We start from the raw sequence: 12,342 nt of genomic DNA on the forward strand, positions 1-12,342 counted from the left end.
CCCGGCTCACCCCGCCACTGTTCGCCTGCAGGCCGCCCATGCGGGGTGATGGGCAGCAGTATGGGGGTCACCAGGAGAGGTGGGGACAAGTTTGTCAGGCGGCGCAATCGGGCAGGCGGGGAAGCGGTTTGCCGCGGCCTTGGCCCGGGGATAGCGCAGCACCCGGGGCGTCCATCCCGCCGTGCTGGCGCAATACCGCTATGTAATCGTACCAAGTTTTTTCCGTCACAACCAAAGCATAGGCTGCAGCGCCGGCTGGGAGCGGGGGCGGAGGGGCGGATGACCAGCGGGGATGTCGTCAGCTTGACCCCGCGGGAGCGGGAAGTCCTCGCCCTGATTGCCCGCGGCCATGACAGCCGCCAGATCGCCCTGAGCCTGGACATTGCCTATTTTACCGTCCGCAAGCACCGCTCCAACATGCTGGGCAAGCTGGGGTTGTCCAGTGCCGCCCAGCTCGCTGCCTATGCTGCGGCGCATGCGCCGGACCCGGGTCGCGACCGCCGTTTGCCGCAAACTGGGCCAGTCTCAGTGCGCGCCAGCAACAGATTGCCGAGCATGTGGCGCGCGGCCTGACCAGCAAGCAGATTGCCCGTCTCGCCGGTATCAGCCCCCTAACCGTCCGCACGCACCGGCGCGCGATCTTCGCGCTGCTGCAGGTGCATTCGATAGCCGAACTGAGCGGCCTGCTGCTGGCCATGACCGAGATCAATACCCCATCGGAGTGATTCCAGCCGCCATCAGACAGGTGCACGCTGCTCTGGCGGCAATAAAGCTGCAGGAGAGGAAAGCATCATGGCAAGCAACACAATCATCGTGCAGATTGACCAGGACCAACTGGTGGCCCAGAAAAACAACCAATACAGTCTCTACCTGGCAAAAAAGGTGAACGGGGTCTTCACCGTCATCTGGCAATCAATGGGACCGGTGGCAACGGTGAGCAAGCCAAGCTATCAGTACAACAACATCTTCAACATCGCCCTGCCGTCCTACCAGGTGAACTACACCAATCAACCAATCGTGCAGGGCTCGGTGACCTTCACCTCCTCGGGCAAGGCCGTGGTGATGAATGTCGGACAGACCGTATCGCTCGACGCCAATGGCACCTTCGGAGCCCCGGCCAACAATGGCACGGCGGGTGCGCTGATCGTCAACAATTCCCTGGCCGGCAATCCGCATGAGATCCTCAACGACGCATCGGGCAATCCGATCTTCGTCAACATCAACAGCGGCATGGATGTCGGCTCCGCCACGCTGACCCCGATCGAGGAATACCAGGTCTGGTTCGACAACTTCCAGCAGACCGGCACCATCATCGCGCACAATGTCAGCAATCCCGGCCTGGTCACCTTCGCCGGCACCGATGCAATGACCATCAGCTACAACAAGGCGGGCCTGTGGCAGGCCGGCCCGCTGGCCAGCACCGATCCGGCACTGGTCACCGCCATCCAGGCGGGCGATGTGATCGTGGCGGTACTGGTGGCGTTCAAATATGCGCTCACCACGGCGGCCGCGACCTACCTGCTCAAGAGCTTCATCGACAAGTTCGCCGGCAATCTGCACCCGACGGAAGTGACCACCAGTGCCGGCTCGTTCTCGCTCAAGGTGACTTTTGCCGGACCCACATCCTCCGATGCGGCCCTGCACACGCCCAACTTCGATGCTGCCGTCAACGCAGCACTCAATCTCGCCGTCGCCGACTCCACCTCCGATCTCCAGGGCGAATCCTGGAGCTTTGCGCCCTCGCAACTGACCGCCAGGGTCTAGATGGGTTCTCGCACGGCACGGGCCCCCGGATCGAACCGGGGGCCTTTTCGTAGCGGCACGATGCCCGGACCACACCTTGCCAGCGCAGCCGGTTTGGCGCCAAATGCGGCCTGTGGGAGAGACATCATGGCCACTGGCGGCGACGCGCTCGAATTCATCGACAAGAAATTCTATGACCTGACCATCGGCATTGCCGCGCTTGAAGTGCTCTATGACGGCTGCCGCTGGGCCGAGGGGCCGGTCTGGTTCGGCGATGGCAATTTCCTGGTCTGGAGCGACATTCCCAACAATCGCATGCTCAAATGGGTGCCCGAACTCGGCGTCACCAGCTTCCGCACGCCATCCAACTACGTCAACGGCAATACCCGCGACCGCCAGGGGCGGCTGGTCTCCTGCTCACACGGCGCCCGCGCCGTGCTGCGCACCGAATGGGACGGCACCGTGACGACCCTGGTCGATCGCCATCAGGGCAAACGCCTCAATTCGCCCAATGACGTGGTGGTCAAGTCCGATGGCACCATCTGGTTCACCGACCCGCCCTACGGCATTCTCTCCGACTATGAGGGCTACAAGTCCGAGCAGGAGCAGGCGGGCTGTTTCGTCTATCGCTTTGATCCGGCCGATGCGTCGCTGACCGTGGTGGCCGACGACTTCGCCAAGCCCAATGGCCTTGCCTTCTCGCCCGACGAATCCGTGCTTTACGTCTCCGATACCGGCCAGAGCCACGACCCGGATTGGCCGACCCATATCCGCCAGTTCGATGTCAGCGGCTCAAGATTGACCAATCCGACGGTCTTTGCCGATATCGATTCCGGCCTGCCAGACGGCTTCCGGCTCGATACCGAGGGCAATGTGTGGACCAGCGCCGGGCTGGGCGTGAATGTCTATGATCCCGCCGGTGCGCTGCTCGGGCGGATCAAGACCGGCGCCAAGACCAGCAATGTTACCTTTGGCGGGCCGAAGCGGAACCGGCTCTTCATCACCTGCAGTCAATATGTGATGGCCACCTATGTGAGCGCGACCGGGCTGCAGGCGCCGTGAACCGTGGTCTGTCGGAGCGCGCGCCAACCTGCTATGGTCAGCGGGGGCTGTCTAAAAACCGGAATTCCGCATTGACCACCAAAGATGATGAGACGGCTTCGGTCGAGGAATTTCTCGACACACCCAATCTGGCCGACGCGCTGGAAAGCGACCGCTTCAAACAGTTTCTCGACCATGTGCCATTTGGCATTGCGGTGGCAGAACTGCACCCCCAGGAGCGGCTGGCCTATGCCAATAACGAGTTCGAGCGCCTGCTGGGCACGACCGCCGATCAGTTGCAGGGCAAGCCCTGGACGGTGCTCCCTCCCAGCGCCGTGGCCCGCGACAATGGCGAGCCCCTGAGCCAGGCCGTCGCCCTGCGGGACGACTATATCGGCACGTTTCTGATCCAGCCTGAAGAGGGCGAGATCACGGTCGACGCCTGGTCTACCATTATTCAGAACGAGGCCGGCGAAGCCGCCTTCCGGCTGCTGGCGCTGGTCCAGTCCGCGACCCCCCCGGCCGAGGGCGACCTCAAGTCCCAGATCCAGGAAAAAGACACGCTGTTGCGCGAACTGCAGCACCGGGTGAAGAACAATCTGCAGATGATTACCGCGCTGATCCGGCTCGAAGCGCGCAACATGCCCGACGACACCAGCAGCCAGGCTTTCCAGCGACTGGCCGGCCGGATCAGTTCGCTGGCGCTGCTCTATCAGGCGCTCTCGGAGGATGGACAGTCCGAAAGTGTCGATCTGGGGGTCTATCTCAGCCAGGTTGCCTCGGCGGTCATGGCCGCCCATGCCGTGGAGGGCATTCGCCTCAATCTGCGCGTAGATGCCTGGCCGGTCTCGGTCAATGTCGCCATGCCCACCGGCCTTGTGGTCAACGAGTTGATGATCAACGCGCTCAAATATGCCTTTGTCGGCCGCGAGGGCGGCACCATAAGCCTGCATTCGCTGGTGGACGACACCGGATGCCGCGTCACCGTCTCGGACGACGGCGTGGGCCTGCAGGACGACGCCGTCTGGCCCCGCCCCGGCAAGCTCAGCGCGCTTATTGTCCATTCGCTCGGCCAGAACGCCAAGGCCAAGGTGACCGTCGAATCGACCCCGGGCGCCGGTCTGATGGTCTCGATCTTCTTTGCTCGGGCCAATGCCGAGCCCGAACCAGCCTGACCCCCATGCCCGGCCCGATCGCCGACTTCATCGAGCACAGTCTGCGCCTGGAGCCGGTGCCATTGCTGCCCGAGATTCAGCTCTACACCGCCCATGCGGGCAGCCGCCTGTCGCGCCTGGCAGAGGGTGACGACCCCGATCCACCAGCGCCCTACTGGGCCTATGCCTGGGCCGGTGGCCTGGCGCTGGCGCAGCACTTTTGCAGCCAGCCAGAACTGGTTGCGGGCAAGAGCGTGCTCGATCTGGGTGCGGGCTCGGGCCTGGTGGGGATTGCCGCGGCCCGCGCGGGGGCAAGGGTATTCGCCGCCGAAATCGACGCCTATGGCAGGGTCGCCATTGGCCTGAATGCGGCGGCCAATGGCGTTGTCATCGAGCTGGTCGACATCGATCTGGCCGACCCGCCGCCTGCGGGGGTAGCGCTGATCGCGGCCGGTGACGTGTTCTACAATTCTCAGGTCGGCGCAGTGATGCTGCCCTATCTGCGCCGCTGCCAGGCCGCAGGCATTGCGGTGCTGATCGGCGACCCCGATCGCCGCGACCTGCCGCGCGACCAGCTCGAGCTGGTGGTATCCTACGCGGTGGGCGATGTCGGCGACGCCCGGGACAAGACGGAGCGGCGGGGGTCGGTCTATCGGCTGCTTCCCCCGCAGACCTGACGCCGAGCCCGCAGGGGGGCGCGGGCGCGGCCTCAGCGGACAGGCATGGCGACCGGCAGTTACATCGTCGCCCCGACCTGCCAGGGCACGAATTCATTGTCGCCATAGCCCAGCGATTCCGACTTGGTGGGCGCACCCGAGGCGGTCTTGAGGATGACCTCGAAGATTTCGCGGCCCTTGTCCTCAATCGACACGCCCTCGACGATATCGCCGCAATTGATGTCCATGTCCTCGGACATGCGCGCATACATGTCCGAATTGGTCGCCAGCTTGATCGAGGGCACCGGCTTGCAGCCATAGGCCGAGCCGCGCCCGGTGGTGAAGGCCAGCACATTGGCGCCGCCGGCCACCTGTCCGGTCGCCGAGACCGGATCAAAGCCGGGCGTGTCCATGAACACAAAGCCCTTCTCGGTGACCTTTTCGGCATATTCATAGACCGCCGTCAGCGGCGTGGAGCCGCCCTTGGCGGTGGCGCCCAGCGACTTTTCCAGAATTGTCGTCAGCCCGCCCAGCTTGTTGCCCGGGGAGGGATTATTGTTCATCTCGCCATGGTTGCGGGCGGTGTAGTCTTCCCACCAGTGAATGCGCTCGATCAGCTTTTCGCCCACCTCGCGCGACAGGGCGCGGCGGGTCAGCAGATGCTCGGCGCCATAGATTTCCGGGGTTTCGCTCAGAATGGCGGTGCCGCCATTGCGCACCAGGATGTCGGCGGCATAGCCCAGCGCCGGATTGGCGGTGATGCCCGAATAGCCGTCCGAGCCACCGCATTGCAGCGCCAGGGTGAGTTCGGATGCATCGACGGTTTGCCGCCGGGCGCGGGCGGCCACCGGCAGCATTTCCTTGATCCGCTCAATGCCCCATTCGATGATCTTGCGGGTGCCGCCGCTCTCCTGAATGGTCATGGTCTGGAAGGTGTCGCTTTCGACAATGCCGTAAATTTCCTTCATGCGGCCGATCTGAAACACCTCGCAGCCCAGCCCCACCAGCATGGCCGCGCCCAGATTGGGATTGGAGGTATAGCCCCACTGCGTGCGCTTGAGAATGTCAAAGCCTTCGCCCCGGCTTTCCATGCCGCAGCCCGTGCCATGCACAAACGGCACCACGCCGTCGATTTCGGGATAGTCGTCCAGAATACCCGAGCGGTTGATGCCTTCGGCAATGAACTTGGCCACCGTGGCCGAGCAGTTCACCGAGGTGAGAATACCGACATAATTGCGCGTGCCCACGCTGCCATTGGCGCGGCGATAGCCCTCAAAGGTGGCGCGGTCGGCGACCGCCAGCATTTCGGGCGGCACCACCCCTTCGCCAAAGGCATAGTCATGGGTCAGGCTGCCATCGGCGCCACCCATGCCGCAATTATGCTCATGCACCCAGTCGCCGGGCACGATGGCCTCCTTGGCAAAGCCGATAATCTGCCCGAATTTGAGGATCGCCTCGCCCTGGCCGATGGGCCTCAGGGCGAATTTGTGCCCCTTGGGCACGCGCCGCACGATGACCGGGCCCTGCGGCGTGGCACTGCCCACCTCGAGATTGGCCAGGGCCACCGCAATATTGTCGGCAGCATGCAGCACCAGCGTACGGGGCTGGGAACGGGTCATCGTCTCGGACATGGATGTGCTTTCAGGTGTCGGGTCTCAACTACGCTTTACCTCGCCGCCATAAACCGCCAGATTGCGCCGGCAATCCGCAGCGATGGGCGTTGTAAAGCACCTCTTCTCTAACTAACATGTTAGCATGAAAACGCCAGCAAGTCCCTATTCTTTTCTGACCGCACCCACCGCACTGACCAGGGGCAATGTGACCACCGAGGTCACCACGGCCTTGCGCCAGGCCATCGTGTCGCTGGCCCTGCCCCCCGGCAGCCCCATCGACAAGACCCTGGTCTGCGAGCAATTGGGCGTCTCCCGCTTTCCGGTGAGCGAGGCGCTGGCGCGCCTGCAGACCGAGGGCCTGGTCGACATTGCGCCCCAGCGCGGCTCGACCGTGTCGCTGGTGCGCATCGCCGATGTCCGCGAATACATGCTGATCCGCAAGGGGCTCGAAAGCGAGGCGCTGCGCGTCTTCATCGGCCGCCATGACCCCGGCCTGATCGAGGCGCTGCACGCCAATATGGCAGCCCAGCGCCTCGCCGCCGACAGCGACGACGCCGAGGCCTTCCACACCATCGACATCGAATTCCACGACATCATCTACCGCGCCATGGAATTCACCAAGATCAAGAACATCATCGATTCGGCCCGCGCCAATCTCGATCGGGCCCGCTGGCTGATCGTCACGCCCCGCCGTCTCAACATCACCATTGCCGAGCACCAGGCCATCCTCGATGGCATTCTGGCCAGCGACAAGGAGCAGGCCATCGCCGCCATTCGCGCCCATATTGACGCGGTGATGGTGGAGCTGTTCGCCTTTGCCCGCGAACACCCCGCACTGTTCGCCGATGGCCCCAGCCTGGGCAGCGACAGCGACAGTTTTCCATTCGGCTGAGGAGGCCCCCGATGCTCAAGAATATTCCGCCCCTGCTGGGCCCCGACCTGCTGGCCATCCTGCGCGCCATGGGGCATGGCGATGAAATCGCCATCGTCGACGCCAACTATCCCGCTGACGCCGCCGGGCCCGTTCTGGTGCGCCTTGACGGCATCAGCGCCACCGATATCCTCGATGCGGTGCTGACGCTGCTGCCGCTCGATGACTTTGTCGATGAGGCCGCCATCGTCATGCAGACCGTGGGTGACCCCACCAAGCGCGAGGCCGTGGTCGACGCCTTCGAGGCCATTGTGCAGCAGCATGAGCCCGGCAGGACGATCAGCTCGATCGAGCGTTTCGACTTCTATGCGCGCGTCAAACAGGGTTACGCCATCGTCCAGAGCGGCGAGCGGCGCCTTTATGGCAACATCATTCTCAAAAAGGGCGTCATCCGCCCCGACGGCTGATTGCCCAAACCGAACCGATTGGCCCCAAACCGGCCTCGACACCCTAACATGTTAGAGGCTATGGCCTCGCCAACAGCATAAGGACCCAATCCATGAAACTGCTTCGCATTGGCGCCAAGGGCGCAGAAAAGCCCGCCATCCTGGCCGAGGACGGCTCCATCCGTGATCTGACGGGCATTGTCGACGACATTGGCGGCACGGCGCTGTCCGACCAGGGCCTGGCCAAGATCCGCGCCACCGATCTCAACAGCCTGCCCAAGCTGGACGCCGATCAGCGCATCGCCCCCTGCGTCGCCAATGTCGGCAAGTTCATCTGCATTGGCCTCAACTATGCCGACCATGCTGCCGAAACCGGCGCCGATATTCCCAAGGAGCCGATCCTGTTCATGAAGGCCACCAGCGCCATCATCGGCCCCAATGACGATGTGATCATCCCCAAGAATTCGATCAAGCCCGACTGGGAAGTCGAACTCGGCGTCATCATCGGCACCGAAGCACGTTATGTCGAGGAGGCCAACGCCCTCGACCATGTCGCCGGCTATTGCGTGGTCAACGACCTCTCCGAGCGCCACTTCCAGACCGAGCGCGGCGGCCAGTGGGTCAAGGGCAAGTCGGCCGACACCTTCGGGCCCATCGGCCCCTGGCTGGTGACGCGCGACGAGGTCGCCGACCCGCAGGATCTGGGCATGTGGCTTGATGTTGACGGCCACCGCTACCAGGACGGCTCAACCAGGACCATGGTGTTCGGGGTGGCCCATCTGGTCAGCTATGTCAGCCAGTTCATGAGCCTGCAGCCCGGCGACATCATCACCACCGGCACCCCGCCGGGCGTCGGCATGGGCATCAAGCCGAACCCGGTCTGGCTCAAGCCGGGCAATGTGATGCGCCTGGGCATTGCCGGTCTCGGCGAGCAGCAGCAGAACGTGAAGGCCTGGTCGGCCTAGGGCCTCCTGGCGATCAGGTCGATCTCGACCAATGCACCCACCGCCAGCGCCGTGACCCCGATGGTCGTGCGCGCTGGCAATTTGCCTGGCTCGAAAAAGCTCGGCCACAGCGCATTGAGACCATCATAATCTCGGTCGAACTGGGTCAGATAGATGCGCGCCATGGTGACGTGCTCCAGCCCCAGGCCAATCCCGTCCAGCACCAGTTTGAGATTGTCCATTACCCTGGTGGTCTGGGCGACAATGCCAATGGGCAGCTCGGCATCGGGCGCTGCCGGATCGGTCGGCATCTGGCCGGTGACAAACACCCAGCCATCAGCTTCCACAGCATGGGAGAACGGCGCCACCGGGCGAGGCCCGGAGGCAATCATGTGATGTAACAAAGAGTTCATGGTGCAACCTTACAGCATTAGGCCCGGGCCGCAACGCCCGGGCGGCCCCTGCGGCACTGCCAGCGCGGGGTAATAGCGCCGCCACCCACCGAAGCGACTTGCACCGCGCCGCCGACAGCCTCATATCTGCGTACCAATCAGGAGCCGCCGCCATGAACGACAATGAAATGACCGTCGAACGCGAAGATGGCGCCACTTCCGGCCGTTATGTCATCAAGCTCTCGCCCACCGCCGAGGCGGAGATGACCTATCGCAAGACCGACAATGGCAACATCATCATTGATCACACCGGCGTACCGCGCGAATTCGAGGGCCGCGGCGTGGCCGCCACGCTGGTCGAATACGCGGTGGATGACGCCCGCAAGAACCGGTTCAAGATCACCCCGGTCTGCTCCTATGTGGTCAACCAGTTCCGCCGGCATGCCAACTGGTCCGATATCAAGGCCTGATCGACCTACCGCCCCGAGGCACTCCGCAACCGAAAGATCTCGGTCAGCCGCGCCAGCGCGACCAGATGCACATGCTCGGGGGTCACCGGCTCCTTGAGGCAGGTGACCTCGGTCACCACGGTAAAGACGCAGCCATTGCGCTCGCCGGACGCGGTAAATTCGAGCCGCCGCCGGTCCTTCCAATAGCGCGCATAGGTGACCTTGAACTGCATCCCCATCCCTTGTGCGCGGCCGCCCTCAACCAGGCGACGCTGGCAGGGCCGGGCCCGAAGGTCAACGGTCGCCCGCCATCACTTTGCCGATAATTGGACTAGGGATAGACTTGGTCTTGTGTCCGGGCTGAAAGCCGGCACAGGCGGCAGTTATGCCTGCAAACAAGGAGGATATCCATGAGCCCGCTCGAAACCAAGGTTCGCGCCCTGTTCGACGCCTATGGCAAGCGTAGCGACGACGCGCTGCAAGATCCCCCCAAGGAAGACGTGGATGGCGTCGTCAACGCCTTCGCCTCCTATTTCGTCGAATCCAGCCCCCGCGGGGTCATGGGCGGCGCCAATGACGGCGGATTCCGCGACATGATACCCAAGGGCTTTGCCCATTACCGCGCTGTGGGCGGCAAGCACATGACCATCAAGGGCATCCAGGTGATCGAACTCGATCGCCTCCATGCCGTGGCCGATGTCGACTGGCAGTTCGACTATGTGAACAAAGAGGGCAAGGCAGGCCAGGTGACCTTCACCAATTTCTATTTCGTCACCATTGCCGATGGCAGCGCCAAGGTCTTTGCCTATGTCACCCCGGACGAAGACCAGGCGATGAAGGATCACGGCCTGGTCTAGATATCAGCCCAGGGCGGCCAGGAAATCCTGGGTTGCGCGCAACTCTTCCTGCCGCAATTCGTGCCCGCCCTGATGCCAGAACTGTGCTGTCTGCGCCCCGTGCGCACTGAAATAATCAGCCAGTCCCTGGGTGAGCGGCGCCGGACAGATCGGGTCGTGCCGCCCGGCAGTGATCAACACCCGGCGCCCGGCAAAATCGGCCGCTGGCGGGGTGAACGGGATCAGCGGATGCATCAGCACGCTGGCGTCAAACAGCGCCGGTGCGGCAAACTGCACCGACGCCAGAATATTGGCGCCGTTGGAATAGCCCAGCCCAACCACCGCCGAGGGCGCACTTTCGGCCCTGCGGGCCTGGATAAAACCCTGCATCTGCGCGGTCCGCTGCGCCAGGTCCGCCATGTCATAGACGCCCTCGCCGGTCCGCCGGAAATAGCGTAGCGCGCCGCCTTCGCTGACATCGCCGCGCACGGCGATAATGCGCGCGCCCACCAGCAACTGGCCGGCCAGGTCAAAGAACTGGTCTTCGTCGCCACCCGTGCCGTGGAACACGAAGAACAGCGGCGCCGTCGGATCCGCGCCCTTGGCTTCGCGATAGTGATAGTCGGCCATGACCAAATCTCCCGTGATAAACCTTGCCCTCCATATCGGCGCCGGCGCCGTCCGGCACAATCGCCAATGCGGCCACACACTGTTGCACAAAGCAGAACGGTGCGGTGCGGCTTGCGTCGCCACGCGGCTCTGCCACTATGGCGGCCATGTTCCTATCCATCTTCGACGTGTTCAAAATCGGCATTGGCCCCTCCAGCTCCCACACCATGGGTCCGATGACGGCCGCCCAGCGCTTTCTCGATGAACTGGCCACTGGTGACTGGCCGCGCGCCGCCAATGCGCGCCCCGCCGCACTGACGGCCAGCCTGCATGGCTCGCTGGCCTTTACCGGCATCGGCCATGGCAGTGGCCGCGCCGTCACGCTGGGCCTGTGCGGCCAGGACCCCAAGACAGTCGATCCCGACGCCATGGACGCGCTGGTGGCGGATGTGGAGGCCAGCGGCATGGTGCACCCGCCCGGCCACGGGCCCTACCGCTTCCGTCCGGCGCTCGATCTGCTGTTCGACAAGCGCACCGCCCTGCCCGGTCACCCCAATGGCCTGCAATTTGCCGCCTTTGACACCGACGGACAATTGCTGCTGCGCCGCGCCTATTTTTCCATTGGCGGCGGCTTCGTCGTCAGCGCCGAGGAACTCGAAGCGCTCAAGCACGCCTCCCCGGCCCAGGCCGATGTGCCATTCCCCTTCGCCCACGCCAGGGACATGCTGGCCATGGCGGCCGCCTCGGGCCTGTCGATCGCCGCCATGAAGCGCGCCAATGAACTGGCCACCACCAGCCAGGTGGCGCTGGATCGCGGCATTGACGAGGTCTGGGGCGTGATGAATGCCTGCATTGACCGCGGCATTGCCCAGTCCGGCATCCTGCCGGGCGGGCTGAACGTCAAGCGACGCGCCAAGGCGATTTTCGAGCAGCTTGAGCCGCAATGGCAGCGCAATGAAATCACCCCGCTAATGGCCAATGACTGGCTCAGCCTCTACGCTATGGCGGTCAATGAGGAAAACGCCGGCGGCGGCCGGGTGGTCACCGCCCCCACCAATGGCGCAGCCGGCGTCATCCCGGCCGTGATGCGCTACTTCATCAAGTTCAATGCGGCCGCCACGCCGCAGACGATCCGCGACTATCTGCTGACCGCCGCCGCCATTGGCGGCATCATCAAGCATAATGCCTCGATTTCCGGCGCCGAAGTGGGCTGTCAGGGCGAAGTCGGCTCGGCCTCGGCCATGGCCGCCGCCGGGCTTTGCGCCATTATGGGCGGCACACCCGAACAGGTCGAAAACGCCGCCGAAATCGCCCTGGAACACCATCTGGGGATGACCTGCGACCCGGTGGCCGGCCTGGTGCAGATCCCCTGCATCGAGCGCAATGCCTTTGGCGCCGTCAAGGCCGTCACCGCTGCCTCGCTGGCGCTCAAGGGCGACGGCACCCACCGCGTTCCCCTCGACGCCTGCATCGAAACCATGCGCCAGACCGGCCTCGACATGAGCGACCGCTACAAGGAAACCAGCCTGGCCGGCCTGGCGGTCAATGTGGTGGCCTGCTGAAGTGCGTGACGACCGGCGCGGGCAAT

General features: G+C 63.9%; 16 protein-coding genes. 12 read left to right on the forward strand and 4 right to left on the reverse strand.

What is annotated here, in order from left to right:
* The first annotated feature begins 279 nt into the window (after nucleotides 1–279).
* The 6 genes from ABFY71_RS17625 to ABFY71_RS17650 all read left to right on the forward strand — a co-directional run bounded on the left by ABFY71_RS17625 (nucleotide 280) and on the right by ABFY71_RS17650 (nucleotide 4,615).
* Nucleotides 280–573 carry a helix-turn-helix domain-containing protein gene (locus ABFY71_RS17625; protein WP_347947197.1) on the forward strand — a complete coding sequence of 98 codons (294 nt, stop codon included), beginning with the start codon at nucleotides 280–282 and terminating at the stop codon, nucleotides 571–573.
* Complete coding sequence (locus ABFY71_RS17630) at nucleotides 558–725, forward strand: LuxR C-terminal-related transcriptional regulator (protein ID WP_347947198.1); 168 nt, start codon at nucleotides 558–560, stop codon at nucleotides 723–725. The genes ABFY71_RS17625 and ABFY71_RS17630 overlap by 16 nt, the downstream gene beginning before the upstream one ends.
* Nucleotides 726–792: 67 nt before the next feature.
* Nucleotides 793–1,764: a hypothetical protein gene (locus ABFY71_RS17635; RefSeq protein WP_347947199.1), complete on the forward strand. Its 972-nt coding sequence runs from the start codon at nucleotides 793–795 to the stop codon at nucleotides 1,762–1,764.
* Between the two features lie 126 nt (nucleotides 1,765–1,890).
* Entirely contained in the window at nucleotides 1,891–2,805 is a 915-nt protein-coding gene (locus tag ABFY71_RS17640) for an SMP-30/gluconolactonase/LRE family protein (RefSeq protein ID WP_347947200.1), read from the forward strand.
* A 71-nt stretch (nucleotides 2,806–2,876) separates the two neighbouring features.
* Entirely contained in the window at nucleotides 2,877–3,959 is a 1,083-nt protein-coding gene (locus tag ABFY71_RS17645) for a sensor histidine kinase (RefSeq protein ID WP_347947201.1), read from the forward strand.
* 5 nt (nucleotides 3,960–3,964) lie between these two features.
* A complete protein-coding gene (locus ABFY71_RS17650) occupies nucleotides 3,965–4,615 on the forward strand; it encodes a class I SAM-dependent methyltransferase (protein WP_347947202.1) in 651 nt (216 codons plus the stop codon).
* A 59-nt stretch (nucleotides 4,616–4,674) separates the two neighbouring features.
* Here ABFY71_RS17650 and ABFY71_RS17655 read toward each other — a convergent pair whose 3' ends face one another.
* Nucleotides 4,675–6,225 carry a UxaA family hydrolase gene (locus ABFY71_RS17655; protein WP_347947203.1) on the reverse strand — a complete coding sequence of 517 codons (1,551 nt, stop codon included), beginning with the start codon at nucleotides 6,223–6,225 and terminating at the stop codon, nucleotides 4,675–4,677.
* A gap of 124 nt (nucleotides 6,226–6,349) precedes the next feature.
* Between ABFY71_RS17655 and ABFY71_RS17660 the strand changes: the two genes are divergently transcribed.
* The 3 genes from ABFY71_RS17660 to ABFY71_RS17670 all read left to right on the forward strand — a co-directional run bounded on the left by ABFY71_RS17660 (nucleotide 6,350) and on the right by ABFY71_RS17670 (nucleotide 8,489).
* Nucleotides 6,350–7,099: a GntR family transcriptional regulator gene (locus ABFY71_RS17660; protein ID WP_347947204.1), complete on the forward strand. Its 750-nt coding sequence runs from the start codon at nucleotides 6,350–6,352 to the stop codon at nucleotides 7,097–7,099.
* Nucleotides 7,100–7,110: 11 nt separating this feature from the next.
* Nucleotides 7,111–7,545, forward strand: coding sequence for an RbsD/FucU family protein (locus ABFY71_RS17665; protein ID WP_347947205.1), 435 nt, complete (start codon nucleotides 7,111–7,113; stop codon nucleotides 7,543–7,545).
* A 92-nt stretch (nucleotides 7,546–7,637) separates the two neighbouring features.
* Complete coding sequence (locus tag ABFY71_RS17670) at nucleotides 7,638–8,489, forward strand: fumarylacetoacetate hydrolase family protein (protein ID WP_347947206.1); 852 nt, start codon at nucleotides 7,638–7,640, stop codon at nucleotides 8,487–8,489.
* Here the strand turns inward: ABFY71_RS17670 and ABFY71_RS17675 are convergent.
* Nucleotides 8,486–8,872: a RidA family protein gene (locus tag ABFY71_RS17675; RefSeq protein ID WP_347947226.1), complete on the reverse strand. Its 387-nt coding sequence runs from the start codon at nucleotides 8,870–8,872 to the stop codon at nucleotides 8,486–8,488. The two genes, ABFY71_RS17670 and ABFY71_RS17675, sit on opposite strands and share 4 nt — an antisense overlap.
* A gap of 161 nt (nucleotides 8,873–9,033) precedes the next feature.
* Here ABFY71_RS17675 and ABFY71_RS17680 point away from each other — a divergent pair, with 161 nt between their 5' ends.
* Nucleotides 9,034–9,330: a GNAT family N-acetyltransferase gene (locus ABFY71_RS17680; RefSeq protein WP_305580488.1), complete on the forward strand. Its 297-nt coding sequence runs from the start codon at nucleotides 9,034–9,036 to the stop codon at nucleotides 9,328–9,330.
* 5 nt (nucleotides 9,331–9,335) lie between these two features.
* Here the strand turns inward: ABFY71_RS17680 and ABFY71_RS17685 are convergent, their stop codons facing one another.
* On the reverse strand, nucleotides 9,336–9,542 hold the full coding sequence (locus tag ABFY71_RS17685) for a hypothetical protein (RefSeq protein WP_347947207.1): 207 nt from the start codon (nucleotides 9,540–9,542) through the stop codon (nucleotides 9,336–9,338).
* Between the two features lie 177 nt (nucleotides 9,543–9,719).
* On the opposite strand from ABFY71_RS17685, the gene ABFY71_RS17690 reads away from it, so the two are divergent.
* The gene (locus ABFY71_RS17690; protein WP_347947208.1) at nucleotides 9,720–10,166 is read left to right on the forward strand and encodes a hypothetical protein; all 447 of its coding nucleotides are present in this window, start codon (nucleotides 9,720–9,722) and stop codon (nucleotides 10,164–10,166) included.
* A gap of 3 nt (nucleotides 10,167–10,169) precedes the next feature.
* Here the strand turns inward: ABFY71_RS17690 and ABFY71_RS17695 are convergent, their stop codons facing one another.
* Nucleotides 10,170–10,775, reverse strand: a complete 606-nt coding sequence (locus ABFY71_RS17695; protein ID WP_347947209.1) for an alpha/beta hydrolase — start codon at nucleotides 10,773–10,775, stop codon at nucleotides 10,170–10,172.
* Between the two features lie 146 nt (nucleotides 10,776–10,921).
* On the opposite strand from ABFY71_RS17695, the gene ABFY71_RS17700 reads away from it, so the two are divergent.
* Nucleotides 10,922–12,316 carry an L-serine ammonia-lyase gene (locus tag ABFY71_RS17700; protein ID WP_347947210.1) on the forward strand — a complete coding sequence of 465 codons (1,395 nt, stop codon included), beginning with the start codon at nucleotides 10,922–10,924 and terminating at the stop codon, nucleotides 12,314–12,316.
* Nucleotides 12,317–12,342 lie beyond the last annotated feature (26 nt).

The sequence above is a fragment of the Devosia alba genome, from assembly GCF_039938915.1.
In the GTDB taxonomy this organism is placed as follows: domain Bacteria; phylum Pseudomonadota; class Alphaproteobacteria; order Rhizobiales; family Devosiaceae; genus Devosia; species Devosia alba.